Source organism: Noviherbaspirillum sp. (genome assembly GCF_036563305.1).
GTDB lineage: Bacteria > Pseudomonadota > Gammaproteobacteria > Burkholderiales > Burkholderiaceae_D > Noviherbaspirillum.
The window spans coordinates 1-21,292 of the sequence record NZ_DATCMQ010000002.1 but is presented as its reverse complement, the minus strand read 5'-3'; the positions used below and the strand labels follow the sequence as shown (position 1 = coordinate 21,292).

Here is a 21,292-nt window from a genome sequence, read left to right as displayed (position 1 = left end):
GGGTATTAAAATGGCGGCTTCGTTTTCGCCCCGTTGCGGCCGATTGCGCCCGAGAGAAGAAAGACTGGAATGGCATCGCAAACCGTCCTGAGCCCGAATCAAGACCCACCCGTCCGCGCCGATGGCGCACTGGAGAAGCACACGCCCATGATGCAGCAGTACCTGCGCATCAAGGCGGAGCATCCGGACATGCTGGTGTTCTACCGGATGGGCGATTTCTACGAGCTGTTCTTCGAAGATGCCGAGAAGGCGGCGCGCCTGCTCGGCATCACTCTGACCCAGCGCGGCGCCTCGAACGGCAACCCCGTCAGGATGGCCGGCGTGCCCTTCCATTCGGTCGAGCAGTACCTCGCCAAACTGATCAAGCTTGGCGAGTCCGTCGCGATCTGTGAACAGATCGGCGACCCGGCCACCAGCAAGGGACCGGTCGAACGCAAGGTGGTCCGGGTGGTGACTCCCGGCACCCTGACCGACTCGGACCTGCTGCCTGAAAAATCGGAGCGGCCACTGCTCGCGGTCCGCCTGCTGGTCCAGCGCAAGACCGTCACCGTCGGCCTGGCCTGGCTGTCGATGGCCAGCGGGGCGCTCAGGATGATGGAATTCTCGTCCGACGCCAAGACGGCAGACGTCCGCCTCAAGCAGGAACTGGAGCGCATCTCGCCGGCGGAAATCCTGCTGAATGACGAAAGCGAGCTCGGACAGGCGCCGACGGCGTCCGGGAAGCCAACCACCGTGCCGCACTGGCACTTCGACGAAACCAGCGGCCGCAAGGCCTTGCTGGAACAGCTCGGTGTTGCGACGCTGAGTGGTTACGGCGCCGAAGCATTCACCGCCGCCATCGGCGCCGCAGGCGCCGTGCTGCGCTACGCCCAGGCGACGCAGGGGCGCAGCCTGCAGCATGTGCGCACCCTGGCGGTGGAATCGGAAAGCGAATTCATCGGACTCGACGCCGCGACCCGGCGCAACCTCGAACTCACCGAAACCCTGCGGGGCCAGGAAGGCGCCGGGTCACCCACCCTGTTTTCCCTGCTCGATCACTGCCGGACCTCGATGGGATCGCGGCTCCTGCGCCACTGGCTCCATCATGCCAGCCGCGACCAGGACGTTGCCAGGGCCAGGCATGCGGCCCTCAATGCACTGATGCGGGCGAATGCTTCTTCCGGCCTGTCGGCCACGCTTGCGGCGGTGCCGGATATCGAGCGCATCACCACGCGCATTGCCCTGCTGTCGGCGCGCCCACGCGACCTTGCCGGACTGCGCGCCGGCCTGCAGCAACTGCCCTCGCTGCGCTCCTATGTCGCGATGTGCAATCGCGACGCCGACGCCCCGCTGCTGCGGGCGATACTGGACGCGCTCGCGACGCCGGCAGAATGCCTGGACCTGCTCGAGCGCGGGATCGCGCTGGAGCCCGCAGCCATGGTGCGCGACGGCGGCGTCATCGCCCGTGGGTTCGACGCCGAGCTTGACGAGCTGCGCGGCCTGTCCGAGAACGCGGGCCAGTTCCTGGTCGAGCTGGAGGCGAGAGAAAGGACGCGCACCGGCATCGGCAATCTTCGCGTCGAATACAACAAGGTGCACGGCTTCTATATCGAGGTGACCAACGGTCAGACCGACAAGGTGCCGGAAGACTACCGTCGCCGGCAGACCCTGAAGAATGCGGAACGCTACATCACGCCCGAGCTGAAGGCGTTCGAGGACAAGGCACTGTCGGCGCAGGAGCGCGCGCTCGCCCGCGAGAAGCATCTGTACGACCGGTTGCTGGCCGAGCTGGCGCCGCACATCGCCGCCCTGCAGCGCATTGCCCATGCGCTGGCGCAGTTGGATGTGCTGGTTGCCCTTGCCGACCACGCCGCGCGCAACAACTGGTGCGCGCCCCAGCTGGTAGCCGAGCCGTCGATCGTTATCGAGCAGGGCCGCCACCCGGTGGTCGAAAACCAGATCGAACGCTTCATTGCAAACGATTGCAAGCTCGACGCGGAACGCAAGCTGCTGCTGATCACCGGTCCGAACATGGGCGGCAAGTCCACCTTCATGCGCCAGGTCGCCCTGATCACCCTGCTCGCCTACGTCGGCAGCTTCGTGCCGGCGGACGCCGCGCGCATCGGCCCGATCGACCGCATCTTCACCCGCATCGGCGCGGCCGACGACCTTGCGGGCGGGCGATCCACCTTCATGGTCGAGATGACCGAGGCGGCTGCCATCCTGAACGGCGCAAGCGAATGCTCGCTGGTGCTGATGGACGAAATCGGCCGTGGCACGTCGACCTTCGACGGACTGGCGCTTGCGTGGGCGATTGCCCGCCACCTGCTGGAGGCCACGCGCAGCTTCACGCTGTTTGCCACGCACTACTTCGAGCTGACGCAGCTGCCGGAGACCCACGCCGCCGCGACCAACGTGCACCTGTCCGCAGTCGAGCACAAGGATAATATTGTTTTCCTGCATGCGGTCCAGGAAGGACCTGCATCGCAAAGCTACGGCCTGCAGGTCGCCCAGCTGGCCGGCGTGCCGCAGCCGGTGATCCGGGCGGCCCGCAGGCACCTGGCCATGCTGGAAGCGAATTCCGTGCAGCAGACGCCGCAGTTCGACCTGTTCGCGCCGCCTGTCGCTGACTGCGACGACGACGATGAGGCAATGCCAACGACGGCCGCAGCCGCGGAGCCGGTGCTCGACATGCTGGCGCAGACGGATCCCGACGCGCTGACCCCGCGCGAGGCGCTTGCGCTCCTCTATCGCCTGAAATCGCTCGCGGACGCCCAATGAGCGGCTTGGTCAGGCGTGCGGCGGTAGCAATCCTGTGCGTTGCGCACGGACTGGCGGGTGCGGCCGACCATGCATTCAAATTCGCCGTGATTTCCCATGCGGTTGAGCGGGACCGCGGAGGACCGGGGCTGGAAGAAGCGCTGGCAGCGACCGATGACGACAACCTCGCCTTCGTCGTGGTCAGCGGCATCAAGGACAGCGCCGAGCCTTGCAGCGATCGGCTTTACCAGCGCCGTTTCGATCTGCTGAACGCCGCGCAGAACGGCATCGTGGTCTCGCTGGCAGCAAGCGACTGGGCGGAGTGCCGGAACGAGAACGGCCGTTCCGCCGCAATCAGCCGCCTGTCCCGGCTGCGCGAGTTGCTGTTCGCCGACGAATTCTCGCTGGGCGCCAGCCGTATCCCGCTGGTGCGTCAGGCGACCAACCCGAAATTCCGTACGTACGTCGAAAACGCGCGCTGGGAGATCGGGGAGACGATGTTCGCAACGATCAACCTCCCCGGCAACAACAACCACTATGTCATCGACGCCGGGAGAAACAGCGAATTTGAGGACAGGACGGTCGCGAACCGGGAATGGCTTCAGCGAATTTTCGTCCACGCCCGGCAGAAGAAGATGAAAGGCATCGTGCTCTTCAGCGACGGCAACGCGCTTTCGCCGCAGCGCAAGCACAGGCGTGACGGGTATCTCGAAACGCGACGTCAGCTGATCAGGTTGTCAGCGGATTTTCCCGGGCAAGTGCTGCTTGTCCACGGAGAATCGGACAAGGCGGCGCCGAACCGCATACGCTGGCAGGGCAACCTCGGCGAGCTGGATGCCGGCGCAGGCGTCGCGACGGTCACGGTCCGGACCGCCGCCCCCTACTTCCAGCTTGCGGGATCGGCAGACAGCGCGCGGCGGACGACGCCCTGACCCTTGCGAATCGGTCCGCAGTTCAGGCATCGCCCTAGCGCGACGGTATGGCAGTTCTCACTGCAAGGGGAAGCTGCGGAATTCGTCGCCTTCGTCACTCTCGACGTCGCCGTGATGATGCCCGTGCGCCCCGTGCACGTGGCCGTGCGCGATTTCCTCGTCGCTCGCATTGCGCACCTCGGAGACGTTCAGCGTGAAGCGCAGCGCCATCCCCGCCAGCGGATGATTCCCGTCGAGGACCACCTTGTCCTCGGCGATGTCGGTCACGGTAAAGATCAACGGCTCTTCGCCGCTGTCGGGGCTGTCGGGCGTGCCTTCGAACTGCATGCCGATCTCGATCGGTTCCGGCAACCGGTTGCGCGGCTCCACCTTGATCAGCTCCGGATCGTACTCGCCAAAGGCATCGTCCGGCTCGACCTGGATCGTGGTTTCGTACCCCGGGTCCTTGCCGTCGAGCGCTTCCTCGATCTTCGGCAGGGTGTTCTCATATCCGCCGTGCAGGTACACCATCGGCTCGCGGCTTTCCTCGATCAGATTGCCCTGCGCGTCAGACAATTTGTAGTGCAGTGTGACGACCGTATTCTTGGCAATCTTCATGGCGATTCCTTTCAAGTGAGTGATCAGTCCGATTATAGCGGCAGGCGCGTCGGGAATACCTGACTGCGTTAATGCAAAGTCATCGCCGCTGGAGGCGTCCCTATATAATTCGCGCATGAAAAAACTTGCCCTGCTCGGCGGCCTTACGCCGCAACAATTCCTGCGCGAATACTGGCACAAGAAGCCGCTGCTCATCCGCCAGGCGATTCCCGGATTCCAGCCCTTGCTGAGCCGGGAAGACCTGCTGGCGATGGCAAGGCGCGACGACGTCGAGTCCCGTTTGATCTCCCGCTCCGGAAAGCGCTGGCAGATGGCCAAGGGGCCGCTGGAAGTCATGCCGGCCATCGGCAAGAAGGGATGGACCCTCCTGGTGCAGGGCGTCAACCTGCATGACGACGCCGCCGACACGCTGATGCAGTCCTTCCGCTTCATTCCGGATGCGCGCCTGGACGACCTGATGATCAGCTATGCGACCGAGGGCGGCGGCGTCGGACCGCACTTCGACTCCTATGACGTCTTTCTGCTGCAGGCACATGGACGCCGCAGATGGCAGATCAGCGCGCAGAAGGATCTTTCGCTGGCGGAAGGCATGCCGCTGAAGATTCTCGAGAACTTTCAGGCGGAACAGGAATATGTGCTGGAACCCGGCGACATGCTCTACCTGCCGCCGCATTACGCCCACGATGGCGTCGCCCTTGATGAGTGCATGACGTACTCGATCGGATTCCGCGCACCCGCGTACCAGGAGCTTGCCGAAGGTTTCCTGCAATTCATGGCGGACTCCGTCGAGGTGCCGGGCCGATACGCCGATCCTGACCTTGCGCCGGCCTCGCGACCGGCCGAGATCAGCGCGGCAATGCTCGATCGCGTCAGTAGCGAGATCAACCGCATCCGCTTCACCCGCGACGACATCGCGATTTTCCTCGGCGAGTATTTGTCGGAACCGAAGCCCACGGTGTTCTTCGACCTGCCGGCACGGCCGATGCGCAAGGAGAAATTCCTGCAGTCCGCCGCAAGCCGTGGCGTCCGCCTTGCCCGCAAGACCAGGATGCTGTATCGAGGCAAGCACCTGTTCGTCAATGGCGACTCGTTCACGCTGCAGCGGCAGGACCGCGATGCATTGCTGGCACTGGCCGACCACCGCGTATTGAGTGCCGAAGAGGTCGAGACGGCGTCGGCCGATGTGCTCGATGCCTTCTACGCCTGGTATCAGGACGGCTGGCTGGTACTGCGCTGAATTTCCTGTTGCTTGCTTACAAAGACCTTACTGTTAGCACTGCGCTTCGCTTCCGTTGTTAAAAAGTAGCTATAATTGCGGGTTAGGAAGTTTTCTCATCTGCGCAATGTTGGCGGAAATGGGAAAACACCTACCGAGCGATAATTACCGGTAATTATTCATCGCAAAAAAACTCATATAACTTTTTAAGGGAAATCCCATGAAAAAGACTCTGTTGATCGCATCCCTCCTCGCTGTTGCCCTGGCCGCTTGCGGCAAGAAGGAAGAAGCCGCTCCGGCCGCTCCGGCTGCTGAAGCACCCGCTGCCGCTCCGGCTGCTGAAGCACCTGCTGCCGCTCCGGCTGCTCCGGCTGCTGAAGCGCCTGCTGCTGCTCCGGCTGACAGCGCTGCCGCTCCGGCTGCTCCGGCTACCGGCGACGCTGCTGCTGCCCCGGCCGCTCCGGCTGCTCCGGCTGCTGAAGCCCCGGCACAGAAGTAATCTCTGCTGCAATAAAAAAGCCGACCCATGGTCGGCTTTTTTTTCGCCCAGTCGTCGTTCAGACGCACTCCCCGTTTCCTCTCAGTCGCCGATATCGATCCAGTCGAAACCTTCATGCTGGTCAGCGATCCTGATATCGGCATGGTCCACGCCGGCCACGCCGCGCAGCGCAGCCAGCGCCAGTTCAGGCGTATTGTTCTGCTGGCTAAGGTGAGCGCCGACCACCATCTTCAAACGCGACTTGTCGAGCGCGGCCAGAATCTCGGCGGTCGTCTCGTTGGCGAGATGCCCGTATGGTCCCCCTATCCTTCGCCGCAGCGACGGCGGGTACGTGGAGTTGGCAAGCATGGTCCGGTCATGATTGCACTCGAGGACGAGTGTGTCACATCCACCGAGCGCCTCGACAACATGTGCGGTCGCATGTCCGGCGTCCGTCAGGACGCCAAGGCGCCGCAGGCCGTCGTTCGCCACATACTGCACCGGCTCCCGGGCGTCATGAGGAACCGTGTAGGGCACAAGCTCCAGCCCGCCGATCCTGAAAGCCTCGCCGTCCCGGCAGTATGCATACTCGACGCCATCGCAATCCTTGGCGACGGCCTGAAAGGTGCCGAAGGTAAGCCACACCGGAATGCGGTGGCGCCGGGCGAACCGGAAGACACCGCCGACGTGGTCTGAATGTTCATGGGTGACGATGATGCCCGCAAGATCGCCGGCATGCATGCCGAGGCGCTGCAGACGACGTTCGGTCTCCTTGATCGCGAAGCCGCAATCGAGCATGACCGTGGTACGGGACGTACCGGAAGCGGCAGAGATCAGCAAGGCGTTGCCTTCGCTGCCGCTTCCCAGACTGGCGAATTTCAATAGGAAACGATATTACTTGAGTTGCTCGTTCAGCAGGGTCAGGATGCGGCCGGCAGTCTGCGACGCGTCGGGCGCGCCATCCTTGTTCAGGACGGCGACCTGGCTGGTGCTGCCGGCGCCCTTGACGGACACCTGGTAGCGCAACGCGGTCTTGGCCTTGTCGTCCGAGCCGAACGAGAACAGCTTGGAGAAAAAGCCTTTCTCGGATGCCTTGTTCCTGTCCTGCTCGGGGTCGACGTAGCGCACGAAATACAGGCCCTGGGTACGGTCGCGATCCTCGACGGTGAAGCCGACGCGGTCGAGCGCCAGGCCCACGCGGCGCCAGGCCCGCTCGAAGCCTTCATCGACCTCGACGTAGCCGGCATTGCCGGATTTGACCAGCTTGGCCCGGGTCGGTTGCAGCCCGGCGTTCGCGATGACGGCCTTGGCGCGGGTGGACTCGGCGCCGAGGCGGGTCATCAGGCGCGACAGGAATTCGGCTTCCAGCTCGGGATCGGACTCGCGCGGCGTCCACACGGTGCTGTCCTTCTGCTGGCCGACGATCACTTCCTGCATGCCACGATGGCTGATGTAGATTTCGGTCGACCCGTCGGCGGTGCGCTCGAGGCGGGTGCGGAACTTGTCGCGCTCGCCGGTGGAATACAGGGAATCAAGCGCCTTGCCAAGCGTGTTGCGGATGAAATCCTGCGGGATCTTTGCGCGGTTCTCGGCCCAGTCGGTCTCCATCACGCCGGCCTGCGGCACTTCCTGGGTCAGCAGAAAGCCGGAATCCTGCCAGAAGTCCTTGAGCTGCGGCCACAATGCCTCCGGCGCCTGCTTCACCACCAGCCAGCGCTGGTTGCCGGCACGCTCGATGCGCATGTCGGGCGTCGCCGCCGGCGCCACGTTCGCAACCTGGGCCGCCGGCGCTGCACTTTGCTGCAGCATGTAGCCGGACGCCGTGGCCTGCCCGCGGTTCGCCTCGGGGATCGCATAACGGTTCTCGCGCTGCAGTTTGGTCAGGTCCGGGGGAATCTCGAGCGACGGCGCCTTGCCGGCGCTCTTGTATTCGATGCGATCGGGCTCCAGCACGTTGCCGATCGTGCTGCAGCCTGCAATGGCGGCCAGCGCCAGCGCATAGGTGATGCCACGACGGGCCGTCTGGAGGTGCTTGCGAGTTGTCATATCGATGCGGATAGAGGTTCGGTTTATATGCGCCGGCGTGTGCAGCGAAGCGCGGCGGCGCTTATTGTAATACACCCGATTCGCGCAATGCCTCGCGCACGGTTTCATGGTATGCGGCGGACATCGGCACGAGCGGCAGGCGGATCCCGTCCGGGATCAGCCCCATCCTGGCCAGTGCCCATTTGACGGGCACGGGGTTCGGTTCGACGAACAGCTTGTTATGCAAGGGCAGCATGCGGTTGTTGATCGCGACAGCCTCGGCGACCTTGCCGGCCATCGCGGCCGCGCAGAGTTCGTGCATGGCGCGCGGCGCCACGTTGGCCGTGACCGAGATATTGCCCTTGGCGCCGCAGAACATCAGTGCCATTGCCGTGGGATCGTCGCCCGAGTACACGGCAAAGGAAGACGGGGCAAGGCGGATGAGATCGCTGCCGCGGCCGATGTTGCCGGTCGCGTCCTTGACGCCGATGATGCCGGGAACCTGGGCCAGGCGCAGGATGGTCTCGTTCGCCATGTCGGCAACCGTGCGGCCGGGTACGTTGTACAGGATGACCGGCAGGTCGACCGCCTCGGCGATACGGCGGAAGTGCTGATACATGCCTTCCTGCGTCGGCCGGTTGTAATACGGGACGACCTGCAGCGAAGCGTCGGCCCCGACATCCTTTGCGAAACGCGTGAGCTCGATTGCTTCCGTGGTCGAATTGCCGCCGGTGCCGGCAATGATGGGGACGCGCTTAGCCGAATGCTCCACCGCGATCCTGATCAGTTCGCAATGCTCGTCCACCGAGACCGTCGGCGATTCTCCGGTGGTCCCGACGATGACGATGCCGTCGGTACCCTCGGCGATGTGCCAGTCGATCAGTTTGCGCAAGCCCGGCAGGTCGAGGGTGCCATCGGCGTGCATGGGGGTCACAATTGCGACAATGCTGCCCTGAATCATGATGATGTTATCGGGTAAGGAAAGAAAGGATCGATTGTAGCGGAACGTCTGCTCCCGTGGTGCAATCCCCCGGAATCCGGGCGCGTACTCAGGCCCCGAGGATGGCGGCAATGACGGCGCTTCCCGGGCTGGCGGCGCAGATGCGCTGTACGACCGCCGGACGAGGGTGGTCGACACAGCCATCCTCATAGGCGATCACCGTCAAGCCGGCGCTGGCTGCGGCATCCAGCAGTTCTCCCCGGCGCAGCAGGAAGTCGGGACGCGACGGCTTGCCAAACTGCTCATTTCCGGCAGCGAAGGTCTCGTAGATCAGGATGCCCGCCGGCGCAAGGCTGCGGAAGAGCTGCGGAAACAGGGGGCGGTGCAGATAGTTGGTGACGACGATGCCCGCGAAGCGGCCAATCGCAAACGGCCATGTCGCGCCCGCTTCCTCGAGGTCGGCCTGGATCGTCGTGATCCCGGGACCGGCCGCGCGGGCAAGCGCCACCGGGTCGCGATCGACGGCCAGCACCGGATGTCCTGCAGCCGCAAACAGGCGCGCGTGGCGACCGCCGCCGCAGGCGAGATCGAGCACCTCGCCGGCAGGCACCAGGCCGGCGAAACGCCGGACCCAGGCCGAAGGCTGGTCGAGCGGAACGTGGGCCTGCGCTTCGGACATGGCGTCGCCGGGCTTCAGCGGTAGTGGAGGCCCATCGCGCTGCGCACGTCGACCATGGTTTCCTGCGCCAGCTTGCGGGCCTTGTCGCAGCCGTCGGCGACGATGTCGCGCACCAGGGCCGGGTTGTCGAGATATTGCTGCGCGCGCTCGCGCATCGGCTCCTGCTCCCTGAGGACGCCGTCCACGACCGGCTGCTTGCACTCGATGCAGCCGATGCCGGCCGAACGGCAGCCTTTCAGCACCCATTCCTTGGTGGGCTCGTCCGAATACACCTTGTGCAGCTGCCAGACCGGGCATTTCTCGGGCTCGCCGGGGTCGGTCCGTCGCACGCGTGCCGGATCGGTCGGCATGGTCCTGATCTTCTTGACCACCGACTCCCGGTCTTCGCGCAATGCGATTGCGTTGCCGTAGCTTTTCGACATCTTCTGGCCGTCCAGTCCCGGCAGGCGCGATGCCTCGGTCAGCTTCGCCTGCGGCTCCACCAGGATGACACGCCCGGTGCCCTCGAGATGGCCAAGCAGGCGTTCGCGGTCGTTCAGCGACAGGCTCTGCGCCTGGTCCAGCAGCGTCTTTGCGTGCGCCACCGCCTCATGCTTGCCCTGCTCCTGGTATTCGGCGCGCAGCTGGTTATAGCTCTTGGCGGCCTTGCCGCCCAGCTTTTTCAAGGCTTCCTGGATCTTTTCCTCGAAGCCCTTTTCCTTGCCATAGAGGTGATTGAAGCGCCGCGCCAGCTCGCGCATCATTTCGATATGCGGGATCTGGTCTTCCCCCACCGGCACCATGCTGGCGCGGTAGATCAGCACGTCGGCCGCCTGCAGCAGCGGATAGCCGAGGAAGCCGTAGGTGGCGAGATCGCGGTCAGCCAGCTTTTCCTGCTGGTCCTTGTAGGTCGGCACCCGTTCCAGCCAGCCGAGGGGGGTCGCCATGGACAGCAGCAGGTGCAGTTCCGCATGCTCGGGCACCCTCGACTGGATGAAGATGGTCGCCTTCGACGGATCGACGCCCGCGGCCAGCCAGTCGATCACCATGTCCCAGGTGCTGGTTTCGATGATGCTCGGGTCGTCGTAGTGCGTGGTCAGTGCATGCCAGTCGGCGACGAAGAACAGGCAAGGATGCTCGGATTGCATCCTGATCCAGTTCTTCAGCGCGCCATGGTAGTGGCCAAGGTGCATCGCCCCGGTCGGGCGCATGCCGGAAACTACACGTTCGGGGTACATGGTCTTCAGCTCAGCAAAAAGGTCAGGGGAGAAATGATCAGCTTCAGGACGCTGTGCGTCGCGGTCATCACCGGCACCATCCAGAAATAAAGGACCTTCAGCAGGACCAGCGCCAACACGATGAAGAACCCATAGGGTTCGATGCGGGCGAATTTCCAGGCGAGGCGATGCGGCAACAGGCTGGTCACCACGCGGCCGCCGTCGAGCGGCGGAAGCGGAAACAGGTTGAATGCAAATACAACGAGGTTCGTCAGCACGCCGGCCTGCGCCATTCGCAGGAAGAAGGTTTCGTCGATGTCGAAAATGGCGAGCATGATCGCAAACAGCATCCACAGCAAGGCCATCACGAAATTGGCGAATGGGCCGGCAAGGGCGACCCATGCCATGTCGCGCTTGGGCTTGCGCAGGTTGCCGTACTCCACCGGCACCGGCTTTGCATAACCAAACAGGAAATTGCCGGAAGTGGAAACGTAGAGCAGGATCGGAATCAGAATGGTGCCGATCGGATCGACGTGCTTGATCGGATTCAGGCTCATCCGCCCCTGCATGTACGCCGTCGAATCACCAAGGTAGCGGGCGGCGTAGGCATGTGCCGCCTCGTGCAGCGTGATCGCGAACAGCACCGGCAGTGCATATACCGCGACGGTTTGTATGAGTTCTTCCATGGGGCGAGATTCTAACAGAGCAGGCGCCCTGCCCTGTTTCGGGGTTGAAATACCGGCAGGCAGAAAAACGCCCGTGTCACTTGCTACAGGCCGAACATCGACACGTCGCCCCGCCCTTGCCTGACAAGCTCCGGCTCGTCGCCGGTCAGGTCGAGCACGGTGGTCGGCTCGAGGCTGCATGCGCCGCCGTCAATGACCAGTTCGACCTGGCGCTCAAGCCGCTCCCGTACCTCGTCCGGATCGGTCAGCGGGTCCGTGTCGTCGGGCAGGATCAGGGTGGTGCCCAGCAGCGGCTGCCCGAGTTCTTCCAGCAGGACCTGGGCGATGCGGTTTTCAGGCACCCGCAGGCCGATGGTCCGGCGCGACGGATGGCTCAGCCGGCGCGGCACTTCCTTGGTCGCCTCCAGGATAAAGGTATAGGGACCCGGCGTCGCCGATTTCAGCAGCCGGTACTGGCGGTTGTCGACCCGCGCGTACTGTGCGACCTCGCTCAGGTCACGGCACAGCAGGGTCAGGTGGTGCTTGTCGTCGACGCCGCGGATGCGCCGCAGGCGCTCCACCGCGGCCTTGTCATCGAGGTGGCTCACCAGCGCGTAGCAGGAATCCGTCGGCAAGGCCACGATGCCGCCGCCATGGATGATTTGCGCCGCCTGCTTGATCAGCCGCAGTTGCGGGTTGTCGGGATGGATTTGAAAGAATTGGCTCATGAAAAAAGAACGGCGGTCTGTTCCGACCGCCGTTGTCAGGTTGTATGCCGGTCAGCGCGCCGCACGCAGGGCCGCGATGCGCTCTTCGATCGGCGGGTGGCTGGAAAACAGCGCGGCCAGCCCGGAAGCGCCGCCGCTGATACCGAACGACTTGAAGTTCTGCGGCAGGCTCTCCGCCGGCTCAAGCCCGCCGAGCCGAGCCAGCGCCTTCACCATCGGTTGCGGGCTGCCGAGCAGCTGCGCGGAGCCGGCGTCGGCGCGGAATTCGCGGTAACGCGAGAACCAGGCAACGATGATGGAGGCCAGGATGCCGAACACGATCTCGCACACGAACACCGTCATCATGTAGCCGATGCCGGGACCGCGGTCCTCGCCGTTGCGGAAGATGGCCTTGTCGATCATGAAGCCGACCACGCGCGCCAGGAACACCACGAAGGTGTTCACCACGCCCTGGATGAGGGTCAGGGTGACCATGTCGCCATTGGCGACGTGGGCGATCTCGTGGCCGAGCACCGCCTCGACCTCGTCCTTGGTCATGCCTTGCAGCAGGCCGGTGGACACGGCGACCAGCGCCGAGTTTTTGAAAGCGCCCGTGGCGAAGGCATTCGGCTCGCCATCGTAGACCGCCACCTCGGGCATGGCGATGCCTGCACGGTCCGACAGGCGCTTGACCGTGTCGAGCAGCCATAGCTCGGTGGACGAGGAAGGCGCGTCGATCACCCGGGCGCCGGTCGACCACTTCGCCATCTGCTTGCTCATCAGCAGCGAGATGATGGCGCCGGTGAAGCCGACCACGAGCGAGAAGATCATCAGCATGCCGAGATCGAGTCCGTTCGCCGTCAGAAAACGGTTGACCCCCAGCAGCGACAGCACGACGGACATGACGAGCATGACCGCGAGGTTGGTGGCAAGGAACAAGACGATTCTTTTCATGGATACCCCCTTCAGGAACCAGGACGCCCTGGGACAGGACGCGGCGACGGGACGCAGATGCGGTTGCCGGACCAGAATTTCAAGAGTGATGGAACTACAGGTTCCAGTCGTGCCAGACCGGCACCAGCGACGCAGGCAAGGCAGGCAAGCTGCCCAGCTCGACTTGCGACTCGCCGGGTGCGTGGAAGTCGGAACCGCGCGATGCGAGCAGGCCGTACTTGCGGGCGACACTGGCGTATTCGCCGTACTCGTCGGGCGTATGGCTGCCGGTGATGACCTCGATGCCGGCGCCTCCCCAGCGCTTGAATTCGCGCAGGAAAACATCCAGCGAGAGTTCGTCGAGGTCGTACCGCCCCGGATGGGCGACCACGGCAATGCCGCCGGCGCCACGGATCCAGCTGACGGCATCCTTGAGCGTCGCCCAGCGGTGCGGCACGAAACCCGGCTTGCCTTCGATCAGGAAGTTGCGGAAGACGTCGGCGACGTCGGCGCAGATCCCGCGCTCGATGATGTAGCGCGCAAAGTGGGTGCGCGAAATCAGGTCCGGGTTGCCCACGTATTTCAGCGCGCCTTCGAAGGCGTCGGGGATGCCGGCCTCGGCCAGCTGCGCGGCCATCTCCCGCGCACGGCGCTCGCGCCCGGAACGGGTACTGGCAAGGCCGCGGCGCAGGTCTTCATTGGTCTCGTCGAAACGAAGGCCGACGATGTGGATCGTCTGGGCCGCCCAGGTGATCGATATCTCGACCCCGGTCACATGCCGGATCCCGAGGTCGCCGGCGGCCTCGCGCGCCTCGGCGATGCCGCCGATCTCGTCATGGTCGGTAAGCGCCCAGACATCGACACCCTTCGCCTGGGCGAGCGCCGCCACCTGGGCGGGAGCAAGCGCGCCGTCGGAGACGTTGGAATGGCAATGGAGGTCGACGTTGAGCATGGTGCGTGTTCTGAAAATCGGCGAGATGCGTTACGACGATTGTACGCCCTTCATGCAGGCCTGGTCTTGCGGTGTCTTAGAGAAATCCCTCGATGAGTTCCGCCAGGATTTCCGGCTGGTCGTGATGCAACATGTGGCCGGCGGCCGGGACCGAAGCCGTCCTCACCTGGCGAATATGGCCGATGCGGCGGTCGATTTCCCCCCGGGCCTGCTCCTTCGGCCCCATCCATCGCCAGGCGTCGGTTTCCTCCGCCTCCACCCAAAGCACGGGGGCGCTGATTGCCCGCCAACAGGCGAGCACTTCCTCCACCCGGTACAGGATGGGACTGCTGAGCTTGTGCGCAGGGTCTCCGAGGATTTCCCACTCGCCGCGGGCATTCTGCTCGGCCCAGTTGGCCGCAAGGAAGGCGGCGCGTTCGTCGCCCAGCCGCGGATTGGTCTTTTGCAGCCGGGCCGCCACTTCGGCCAAGCTCGTATAGCTGCGCATGCCGGGAGGCGATTTCAGTTCGTCCATCCATTTGGCGTAGCGCCCCGGCGCCTGCTCGGGCTGCGTCAATTGCAGGCCGAAACCTTCCAGGTTGATCAGCTTTGCAATACGCGCCGGACGGACCCCGGCATATAGGCAGACCACGTTGCCGCCCATGCTGTGGCCCAGCAGGTTGACCGCCTCGTCGGCGGCATAGTGGTCGAGCAGCGCGTCGAGGTCGCCGAGGTAATCCGGGAACCAGTAGCTGTCGACCCCGGGATTGCGGGTGAGGCCAAAACCGCGCCAGTCGGGAGCGATGACGTGCCAGTCGCGACGCAGGCAGTCGACCACGAACTGGAAGGACGCCGACATGTCCATCCAGCCGTGCACCATGAAGAGCTTGGGAGCGCCTTCGTCGCCCCAATGACGCACATGGTATTGCAGGCCGCGGATCGGTATGTATTCGGAACGGGAGGGTTTCATGGGCAGGCGGTCAATGTCGAAGGTATCCTTCCACGGCATAATGCAGGCTCTCGCCGCAGGGCGGACAAAACATAATAGAACGATCGTTCGATAATTATAACGGAGACCAGATGACATCTGCCGCAGCCACCTCCCGCAATCCAGTCGAGCAAGACGACTACCCGTCGCTGTACCGCGAGTTCCGCTGGTCGGTGCCGGAGTACATGAACATCGCGACGCTGTGCTGCACCCGCTGGAAAGACGATCCCGAGCGCATCGCCATCCAGTACGAGGATGAGGACGGTGACGCCGCGCAGTTCAGCTACGCCTGGCTGGACCGGCAGGCAAACCGCCTCGCGAACGTGCTGCGCGAAATGGGCGTGGCCAAGGGCGACCGGGTGGCGATCATCCTGCCGCAGCGACCGGAAACCGCGGTAGCGCATATCGCGTGTTATCGACTGGGGGCCGTCGCCATGCCGCTTTCCATCCTGTTTGGCCCGGAGGCGCTCGAATACCGGCTGCAGAACAGCGAGGCGACGGTGGCCATCGTCGACGTCGCCGGCGCCGGCAACCTGGCTGCATCCCTGCCGGCGTGCCCGCGTCTGGCCCACATCATCGCGGTGGACTGCGCGCACCCGGGCGCCGTCGACTGGCAGCAGGCCCTGGCGCAGGCGTCCGAGAACTGCGAGGAAGCGCGCACCGGCGCGACCGACCCCGCGGTCCTGATCTACACCAGCGGAACTACCGGCGCGCCGAAAGGGGCGCTGATCCCGCACTCGGCGCTGATCGGCAACCTGACCGGCTTCGTCGCTTCGCAAAACTGGTTTCCCAGGGACGGCGACGTCTTCTGGTCGCCGGCCGACTGGGCATGGACCGGCGGCCTGTGGGACGCGTTGCTGCCTACGCTCTATTTCGGCAAGCCGATCGTTGCCTATCGCGGCCGCTTCTCGCCCGAGACCGCCTTCGGCCTGCTGGAGAAATACGGCGTCACCAACACCTTCCTGTTCCCGACGGCGCTGAAAATGATGATGAAGGCGGTACCGGCCCCGCGCGAGCGCTACAAGCTGAAGCTGCGCGCGATCATGAGCGCGGGCGAGGCGGTCGGCGACGCGGTCTTCAACTGGTGCGAGCGCGCGCTCGGCGTGACGCCGAACGAGATGTTCGGCCAGACCGAGATGAATTACATCGTCGGCAATAGTGCGCAGCGCTGGCCGGCGCGCCCGGGCAGCATGGGACGGCCCTATCCGGGACACCGTGTCGCGGTGATCGACGACGACGGCAATCCGCTGGGCCCCGGGCAGACGGGCGAGGTCGCCCTGCACCGCACCGACATCCACGGGACGCCGGACCCGATCTTCTTCCTCGGCTACTGGAAGAATCCGGACGCAACCCGCAACAAGTACAGCGGCGACTGGTGCCGCACCGGCGATCTCGCCTTGACGGACGAGGACGGCTATCTCTGGTACCAGGGCCGGGCGGATGACATGTTCAAAGCGGCCGGTTACCGCATCGGCCCCTCCGAGATCGAGAACTGCCTCGTCAAGCATCCGGCTGTCGCCAATGTCGCCGTGGTACCCAAGCCGGACGCCGAGCGCGGCAACCTGGTCAAGGCATTCGTCGTGCTGACACCGGAAACGCCACGGGGCAAAGCGGAAGACGCTGCGCTGATTGCGGAGTTGCAGGAACACGTGCGGGGGAAACTGGCGCCGTACGAATATCCGAAAGAGATCGAGTTCATTGCCGAGCTGCCGATGACAACCACTGGCAAGGTGCAGCGCCGGATACTGCGCCTGCTCGAACAGGACCGCGCTAGCCAAACAGGCGGCTAGGCCGGAACGAGGAACGCACGCCAAGGTCCCGGAAGTTCTGCTGCAGCCAGGCATGCGCACGCTCCCTGCCCTCGGCGTGCAGGCGCCGGATGAAAGCCGGATGGGCATTGAGCTTGCTGTGCCGCCCGAGGCTGCTCATCATGTCGCCCGACTCCACTGCGTGCATGTTCAGGCCGCGCAGGCGGCGCTCCATCCGGCCGACGGCGAACCAGCTGCGTTTCGCCTCGCGCTGCGCCTGCACAAGCACCTGCAGCTCGGCGAAAAAGGTTGAACTGAAATTCATCTCCGCGAGACGGTGGGAGATCGCTTCCGCGGTGACCGGCAGCCTGGTGCCAGGACACGGATGCAGCAGCACCGCGATGATGTCGCGCGCGCTGCACCGTTGCACCAGCGGCAGCAGTGGCGGATTCGCCGTCAGCCCGCCATCCCAGTACACCTCGCCGTCGATCTCCACCGCACGATGCAGCAGAGGCAGGCAGGCCGACGCAAGCAGCACGTCCAGGCTCAGCTGCCGCGTGCGAAACAGCTTCAGGGTGCCGGTGGCGACATGGGTCGTCGCGATGAACAGCCGCATCGGACATCTCTTGCGCACGCCATCGAAATCGACCTGCCGCGCCAGGATCGCGCGCAGCGGATTGATGTCGAAGGGATTGAGCTGGTACGGCGAAAACACCCGAAGCAGCGACAGCATGGGCTTGTAGGCGACCGGCAAACCTGACGTGGATCCCCTGGTGGCGCCGAGCAGGCTCTCGGGCCACTGGCTGAACGGCGCGGTACCTGCCACCGCCTCCCAGAAGTCGCTAAGCGCCTGACGCGCGCCCTCCCGTCCCCCGACGGTCATGCCATGCGCGAGCACGACGGCGTTCATTGCCCCGGCGCTCGCGCCGCTGATGCCTTCGATCCGGACGCGGCGGTCCTCAAGCAGGCGGTCGAGGACGCCCCAGGTGAATGCACCGTGCGATCCGCCGCCCTGCAGCGCGAGCGTGACCGATTTTCGGTCGGTGAGCATGATGCAGCCTGGTACAGGACAGGAAGAATGCGTGCACGTTGCTGCGCAAGCAGCTCGCCCCGGCGTAAAGCGGTGACGCCGGGTGCATGCCGGCGCGCGGTGCGGCGCGGCCTGTTATTGCTTCTGGGGTTCCTGCTGCTGCGCTTCCTGCGCCTTGTTCTGAAGCTTCTCGCCGGCTTGCTGCATGCCCTGTCCTGCCTTGTCGGCGAGCTTGTTCAGCTCCTGCCCGGCCTTGGCCGCCGCCTGGTCTATGTGCTGCCCGGCACGTTCCGCCGGCCCTTCGCCGCCGGCCGCCTGCTCGCGCTTCTCGCATGCAGCCAGCCCAAACACCAGCACTCCTCCTGCAAGTAATGCAGTGGCAGATTTGAAGAGATTCAACATCGCACACCTCCCTCTGTGGACGAGACGCCGCCATGGGAAGCGGCGTCTCCTTCCCCTAGAGACTCCCGCACTGCAGCGAAGTTTCTTGCGCTTGTTCTTGCGCAACATCCTATTGCTGCAAGGCGATCAACTCGTCTTCCGTAAATCCGGCGGCGCGACGCGCATCCAGGTTGAAGGGACCACGCAGCGGCGGCGCCTTATACTGCCGGGCCAGGTCCGCATACGCCTGCAAGGGCTCGAGGCCGCGCTGGCGGCACAGCCACAGAAACCAGCGGTTGCCGATGCCAACGTGTCCGATCTCGTCGCGCAGGATGACGTCGAGAATCGCTGCCGCCGCATGGTCGCCGGCCTGGGCCAGCTTTGCGCGCACAGGCGGTGAAGCATCGAGGCCGCGGGCTTCCAGGGTGCGCGGTACGAGCGCAATGCGCGCGAGCACATCGTCACGGGTCTTCTCGGCCATGTCCCACAGGCTGTTATGCGCGGGGAAGTCCCCGTAGCGATAGCCGAGCGAAGCAAGGTGTGCCGAGAGCATCGAGAAGTGCAGCGCCTCTTCGGCAGCCACCTGCAGCCAGTCGGCATAGTACGCGGCCGGCATGCCGGGAAAGCGCCAGATCGCATCAAGTGCCAGATTGATCGCATTGAATTCGATGTGGGCGAGCGCATGGATCAGCGCCGCCCTGCCCTCGGCCGTCCGCATCGAGCGGCGGCCGACCTCCAGCGGCGGCACCAGGAGCGGGCGCGTCGGACGGCCCGGCACCGCTTGCGTCGCATGAAGCAAGCGGGCAGGATCCAGCGTCATTTCTCCGCCATCAAATCGCCGCCCGAGGGCGGCGACGCCATCGGCCTTGGGCTCGGGCTCGGTGACGCAGAGCCAGTGAAGCGCGGCGGCACGCAGTTCCCTCTCGACAAGCTCATTTGGAGCGGCTGAATCAATCATGAGGCGCGGGTAGAATGACGACTTGCAAACTCTCGATTCTACGGAAATCCATGGCCCTCTACCAACTTGACGACCAAGCGCCCGACGTCGATGCATCCGCCTATGTCGCGGAGAACGCGAACGTTATCGGCCGCGTCCGCATCGAAGCCAATGCGAGTATCTGGTTCGGCGTCACGATCCGGGGCGACAACGAACTGATCCGCATCGGCGAAAACAGCAACATCCAGGAGAATGCGGTGCTGCATACCGACCCCGGCATGCCGCTCGACGTAGGCAGCAACGTGACCATCGGTCACCAAGCCATGCTGCACGGTTGCCAGATCGGCGACGGTTCGCTCATCGGCATCCAGGCGGTGATCCTGAACGGCGCAAAGATCGGCAGGAATTGCCTGGTCGGAGCTGGTGCCCTGGTCACCGAAGGCAAGGAATTCCCCGACAACTCGCTGATCATCGGCGCGCCTGCGAAAGCGGTGCGCACGCTGGGCGAGGAAGATATCGCCCGAATGCGCGTCAATACGGCCAGCTACGTGAAGCGTGGCCAGCTCTTCAAACAGGGCCTGAAGCAGATTGGATAGGCATGGACACGCTACAACGATTCCTCTTTGAGAATGCCGCAGTGCGCGGCGAACTGGTCGAGATTTCAGAGACCTGGCACCAGGTACAAGCGCGAGCTGCCTATCCGGCGCCGGTACGCAGGCTGCTCGGCGAGATGCTGGCGGCGGCGGCCCTGCTGACGGCCAACCTGAAATTCAACGGCATGGTCGTGATGCAGATGCATGGCGACGGCCCGGTGAAACTGCTTGTGGTGGAATGCGATTCGGAACTGCATATGCGCGCCACGGCAAAGCTTGCGGAGGAAGCGGTGATTCCCGGCGAGGCCACGCTGACGCAACTGGTCAATGCCGGCGGCCACGGGCGATTCGTGATCACGCTTGACCCGAAGGACAAGCTGCCTGGCCAACAGCCTTACCAGGGCATCGTCCCGCTTGACGGGGACTCGGTGGCGGTCGTGATCGAGAACTACATGCTGCGTTCCGAGCAGCTTGACACGCGCCTGTGGCTTGCTGCAGACGAGAAGGTCGCACGCGGGCTGCTGCTGCAGAAGCTGCCCGGGGAAGGTGGCAGCGGGGCCCAGGTCGCCGACACCGCCGAGACCTGGAACCATACCGTGACCCTGGCCTCCACCCTGCGCAGGGAGGAAATGCTGGCGACCGACATCAACACGCTGCTGCGGCGCCTGTTCTGGGAAGAGACGATCCGGGTCTTCGAGCCGCGGCATCCGCGCTTCCAGTGTTCCTGCTCCCGTGAGAAGGTCGGCAACATGCTGCGCCTGCTCGGCAAGGAGGAGATTGATGCGGCACTGGCCGACCTTGGCAAGCTGGCGATCAACTGCGATTTCTGCGGCCAGCACTATGAATTCGACAAGGTCGATTGCGCGCAGCTGTTTGCAGCGGAAAATCCATCGGATGCCATGCAGCAGGCAGGGACTGCACGGCACTGAGCCTGAAGTACTGCGGTGGCGGGTGTGGCTGGCGCCGCAACGGCCTGCGGCGGCCGGTCAGTCGCCGGCGGGCGCAGACGGCAGCGGCGGCAGCGGTGCCGACTTGCCGTTCGGTTCGACGATCTGGATGAAGATCTCGCCGTCCTTGATCATGCCGAGTTCATAGCGGGCGCGTTCCTCGACCGCCTCGGTGCCGTCGCGCAGGTCGCGCACCTCGGAATCAAGCTTGTCGTTGCGCGCCTTCAGCGCATCATTCTTCGTGTGCGCCTCACTCACCTGGTTGTCCAGATCCCAGACGCGCAGCCAGCCGCCCTTCCCCAGCCACAAGGGAAGCTGGATCAGCAGAAGCAGGGCGGCGAGGCTGAGGGTGATCAGGCGCATGCGGCATTCTATGCGAAACAGTGACCTGGGAGCAGGTGCCCCGAGGTCACTGTTGCGTACGCGTCGCTTGTGTTAGCGATTAGCGAAGATTATAGAACGCGGAGCGCCCGGGATAGCTGGCGATGTCGCCCAGGTCTTCCTCGATGCGCAGCAGCTGGTTGTACTTGGCCATGCGGTCGGAACGCGACATCGAGCCGGTCTTGATCTGCAGCGCATTGGTGCCGACAGCGATATCGGCGATCGTGGAATCCTCGGTCTCCCCGGAGC

22 protein-coding genes and 1 pseudogene are annotated in these 21,292 nt (G+C 64.4%); 7 read left to right on the top strand and 16 right to left on the bottom strand.

The window, feature by feature from the left end:
* Nucleotides 1-69: 69 nt before the first annotated feature.
* Together mutS and VIM12_RS00235 are read left to right on the top strand one after the other, a co-directional pair.
* The gene (mutS, locus tag VIM12_RS00240) at nt 70-2,760 is read left to right on the top strand and encodes a DNA mismatch repair protein MutS (protein ID WP_414691731.1); all 2,691 of its coding nucleotides are present in this window, start codon (nt 70-72) and stop codon (nt 2,758-2,760) included.
* On the top strand, nt 2,757-3,671 hold the full coding sequence (locus VIM12_RS00235; RefSeq protein WP_331939591.1) for a hypothetical protein: 915 nt from the start codon (nt 2,757-2,759) through the stop codon (nt 3,669-3,671). The genes mutS and VIM12_RS00235 overlap by 4 nt, the downstream gene beginning before the upstream one ends.
* A gap of 57 nt (nt 3,672-3,728) precedes the next feature.
* On the opposite strand, the gene VIM12_RS00230 is transcribed toward VIM12_RS00235, so the two are convergent.
* Nucleotides 3,729-4,268: a peptidylprolyl isomerase gene (locus VIM12_RS00230; RefSeq protein WP_331939590.1), complete on the bottom strand. Its 540-nt coding sequence runs from the start codon at nt 4,266-4,268 to the stop codon at nt 3,729-3,731.
* Between the two features lie 115 nt (nt 4,269-4,383).
* On the opposite strand from VIM12_RS00230, the gene VIM12_RS00225 reads away from it, so the two are divergent.
* On the top strand, nt 4,384-5,505 hold the full coding sequence (locus tag VIM12_RS00225; protein WP_331939589.1) for a cupin domain-containing protein: 1,122 nt from the start codon (nt 4,384-4,386) through the stop codon (nt 5,503-5,505).
* 199 nt (nt 5,506-5,704) lie between these two features.
* The gene (locus VIM12_RS00220) at nt 5,705-5,983 is read left to right on the top strand and encodes a hypothetical protein (protein WP_331939588.1); all 279 of its coding nucleotides are present in this window, start codon (nt 5,705-5,707) and stop codon (nt 5,981-5,983) included.
* An 81-nt stretch (nt 5,984-6,064) separates the two neighbouring features.
* On the opposite strand, the gene VIM12_RS00215 is transcribed toward VIM12_RS00220, so the two are convergent.
* From VIM12_RS00215 to VIM12_RS00170, 10 genes are all read right to left on the bottom strand, one after another.
* The gene (locus VIM12_RS00215) at nt 6,065-6,844 is read right to left on the bottom strand and encodes an MBL fold metallo-hydrolase (RefSeq protein ID WP_331939587.1); all 780 of its coding nucleotides are present in this window, start codon (nt 6,842-6,844) and stop codon (nt 6,065-6,067) included.
* A gap of 12 nt (nt 6,845-6,856) precedes the next feature.
* A complete protein-coding gene (gene bamC / locus VIM12_RS00210; protein ID WP_331939586.1) occupies nt 6,857-8,008 on the bottom strand; it encodes an outer membrane protein assembly factor BamC in 1,152 nt (383 codons plus the stop codon).
* Between the two features lie 61 nt (nt 8,009-8,069).
* On the bottom strand, nt 8,070-8,948 hold the full coding sequence (dapA, locus tag VIM12_RS00205; protein ID WP_331939585.1) for a 4-hydroxy-tetrahydrodipicolinate synthase: 879 nt from the start codon (nt 8,946-8,948) through the stop codon (nt 8,070-8,072).
* An 88-nt stretch (nt 8,949-9,036) separates the two neighbouring features.
* Complete coding sequence (locus VIM12_RS00200; protein ID WP_331939584.1) at nt 9,037-9,606, bottom strand: class I SAM-dependent methyltransferase; 570 nt, start codon at nt 9,604-9,606, stop codon at nt 9,037-9,039.
* A gap of 14 nt (nt 9,607-9,620) precedes the next feature.
* On the bottom strand, nt 9,621-10,823 hold the full coding sequence (locus VIM12_RS00195) for a tryptophan--tRNA ligase (protein WP_331939583.1): 1,203 nt from the start codon (nt 10,821-10,823) through the stop codon (nt 9,621-9,623).
* A gap of 5 nt (nt 10,824-10,828) precedes the next feature.
* Nucleotides 10,829-11,488, bottom strand: a complete 660-nt coding sequence (locus tag VIM12_RS00190) for a site-2 protease family protein (protein WP_331939582.1) — start codon at nt 11,486-11,488, stop codon at nt 10,829-10,831.
* An 83-nt stretch (nt 11,489-11,571) separates the two neighbouring features.
* Nucleotides 11,572-12,195, bottom strand: a complete 624-nt coding sequence (locus tag VIM12_RS00185; protein ID WP_331939581.1) for an L-threonylcarbamoyladenylate synthase — start codon at nt 12,193-12,195, stop codon at nt 11,572-11,574.
* Between the two features lie 51 nt (nt 12,196-12,246).
* Nucleotides 12,247-13,128, bottom strand: coding sequence for a protease HtpX (gene htpX, locus VIM12_RS00180; protein ID WP_331939580.1), 882 nt, complete (start codon nt 13,126-13,128; stop codon nt 12,247-12,249).
* Between the two features lie 94 nt (nt 13,129-13,222).
* Nucleotides 13,223-14,059 carry a 3',5'-nucleoside bisphosphate phosphatase gene (locus tag VIM12_RS00175; protein ID WP_331939579.1) on the bottom strand — a complete coding sequence of 279 codons (837 nt, stop codon included), beginning with the start codon at nt 14,057-14,059 and terminating at the stop codon, nt 13,223-13,225.
* A gap of 76 nt (nt 14,060-14,135) precedes the next feature.
* Nucleotides 14,136-15,008 (bottom strand): alpha/beta hydrolase, encoded by an 873-nt coding sequence (locus VIM12_RS00170; RefSeq protein ID WP_331939578.1) that lies wholly within the window; start codon nt 15,006-15,008, stop codon nt 14,136-14,138.
* Nucleotides 15,009-15,118: 110 nt separating this feature from the next.
* Here VIM12_RS00170 and VIM12_RS00165 point away from each other — a divergent pair, with 110 nt between their 5' ends.
* Complete coding sequence (locus tag VIM12_RS00165; protein ID WP_331939577.1) at nt 15,119-16,816, top strand: acyl-CoA synthetase; 1,698 nt, start codon at nt 15,119-15,121, stop codon at nt 16,814-16,816.
* Here the strand turns inward: VIM12_RS00165 and VIM12_RS00160 are convergent.
* From VIM12_RS00160 to VIM12_RS00150, 3 genes are all read right to left on the bottom strand, one after another.
* The gene (locus VIM12_RS00160) at nt 16,797-17,825 is read right to left on the bottom strand and encodes a patatin-like phospholipase family protein (RefSeq protein ID WP_331939576.1); all 1,029 of its coding nucleotides are present in this window, start codon (nt 17,823-17,825) and stop codon (nt 16,797-16,799) included. The genes VIM12_RS00165 and VIM12_RS00160 overlap by 20 nt on opposite strands.
* A gap of 114 nt (nt 17,826-17,939) precedes the next feature.
* Nucleotides 17,940-18,155, bottom strand: a complete 216-nt coding sequence (locus VIM12_RS00155) for a hypothetical protein (RefSeq protein ID WP_331939575.1) — start codon at nt 18,153-18,155, stop codon at nt 17,940-17,942.
* A 160-nt stretch (nt 18,156-18,315) separates the two neighbouring features.
* Entirely contained in the window at nt 18,316-19,143 is an 828-nt protein-coding gene (locus VIM12_RS00150) for a ferritin-like domain-containing protein (RefSeq protein WP_331939574.1), read from the bottom strand.
* Nucleotides 19,144-19,193: 50 nt separating this feature from the next.
* Here VIM12_RS00150 and VIM12_RS00145 point away from each other — a divergent pair, with 50 nt between their 5' ends.
* Entirely contained in the window at nt 19,194-19,718 is a 525-nt protein-coding gene (locus VIM12_RS00145) for a gamma carbonic anhydrase family protein (RefSeq protein WP_331939573.1), read from the top strand.
* 2 nt (nt 19,719-19,720) lie between these two features.
* Nucleotides 19,721-20,644, top strand: a complete 924-nt coding sequence (gene hslO, locus VIM12_RS00140) for an Hsp33 family molecular chaperone HslO (RefSeq protein ID WP_331939572.1) — start codon at nt 19,721-19,723, stop codon at nt 20,642-20,644.
* Nucleotides 20,645-20,701: 57 nt separating this feature from the next.
* Here hslO and ftsB read toward each other — a convergent pair whose 3' ends face one another.
* Nucleotides 20,702-21,025, bottom strand: coding sequence for a cell division protein FtsB (gene ftsB, locus VIM12_RS00135; protein WP_331939571.1), 324 nt, complete (start codon nt 21,023-21,025; stop codon nt 20,702-20,704).
* Nucleotides 21,026-21,104: 79 nt separating this feature from the next.
* Nucleotides 21,105-21,292 (bottom strand): annotated as a pseudogene (eno, locus tag VIM12_RS00130) (phosphopyruvate hydratase); the annotation flags it as partial.

Coding starts and splice junctions, on each gene's coding strand:
- mutS (WP_414691731.1), top strand. CDS start 70: ATGGCATCGCAAACCGTCCTGAGCCCGAATCAAGACCCACCCGTCCGC.
- VIM12_RS00235 (WP_331939591.1), top strand. CDS start 2,757: ATGAGCGGCTTGGTCAGGCGTGCGGCGGTAGCAATCCTGTGCGTTGCG.
- VIM12_RS00230 (WP_331939590.1), bottom strand. CDS start 4,268: ATGAAGATTGCCAAGAATACGGTCGTCACACTGCACTACAAATTGTCT.
- VIM12_RS00225 (WP_331939589.1), top strand. CDS start 4,384: ATGAAAAAACTTGCCCTGCTCGGCGGCCTTACGCCGCAACAATTCCTG.
- VIM12_RS00220 (WP_331939588.1), top strand. CDS start 5,705: ATGAAAAAGACTCTGTTGATCGCATCCCTCCTCGCTGTTGCCCTGGCC.
- bamC (WP_331939586.1), bottom strand. CDS start 8,008: ATGACAACTCGCAAGCACCTCCAGACGGCCCGTCGTGGCATCACCTAT.
- dapA (WP_331939585.1), bottom strand. CDS start 8,948: ATGATTCAGGGCAGCATTGTCGCAATTGTGACCCCCATGCACGCCGAT.
- VIM12_RS00200 (WP_331939584.1), bottom strand. CDS start 9,606: ATGTCCGAAGCGCAGGCCCACGTTCCGCTCGACCAGCCTTCGGCCTGG.
- VIM12_RS00195 (WP_331939583.1), bottom strand. CDS start 10,823: ATGTACCCCGAACGTGTAGTTTCCGGCATGCGCCCGACCGGGGCGATG.
- VIM12_RS00190 (WP_331939582.1), bottom strand. CDS start 11,488: ATGGAAGAACTCATACAAACCGTCGCGGTATATGCACTGCCGGTGCTG.
- VIM12_RS00185 (WP_331939581.1), bottom strand. CDS start 12,195: ATGAGCCAATTCTTTCAAATCCATCCCGACAACCCGCAACTGCGGCTG.
- htpX (WP_331939580.1), bottom strand. CDS start 13,128: ATGAAAAGAATCGTCTTGTTCCTTGCCACCAACCTCGCGGTCATGCTC.
- VIM12_RS00175 (WP_331939579.1), bottom strand. CDS start 14,059: ATGCTCAACGTCGACCTCCATTGCCATTCCAACGTCTCCGACGGCGCG.
- VIM12_RS00170 (WP_331939578.1), bottom strand. CDS start 15,008: ATGAAACCCTCCCGTTCCGAATACATACCGATCCGCGGCCTGCAATAC.
- VIM12_RS00165 (WP_331939577.1), top strand. CDS start 15,119: ATGACATCTGCCGCAGCCACCTCCCGCAATCCAGTCGAGCAAGACGAC.
- VIM12_RS00160 (WP_331939576.1), bottom strand. CDS start 17,825: ATGCTCACCGACCGAAAATCGGTCACGCTCGCGCTGCAGGGCGGCGGA.
- VIM12_RS00150 (WP_331939574.1), bottom strand. CDS start 19,143: ATGATTGATTCAGCCGCTCCAAATGAGCTTGTCGAGAGGGAACTGCGT.
- VIM12_RS00145 (WP_331939573.1), top strand. CDS start 19,194: ATGGCCCTCTACCAACTTGACGACCAAGCGCCCGACGTCGATGCATCC.
- hslO (WP_331939572.1), top strand. CDS start 19,721: ATGGACACGCTACAACGATTCCTCTTTGAGAATGCCGCAGTGCGCGGC.
- ftsB (WP_331939571.1), bottom strand. CDS start 21,025: ATGCGCCTGATCACCCTCAGCCTCGCCGCCCTGCTTCTGCTGATCCAG.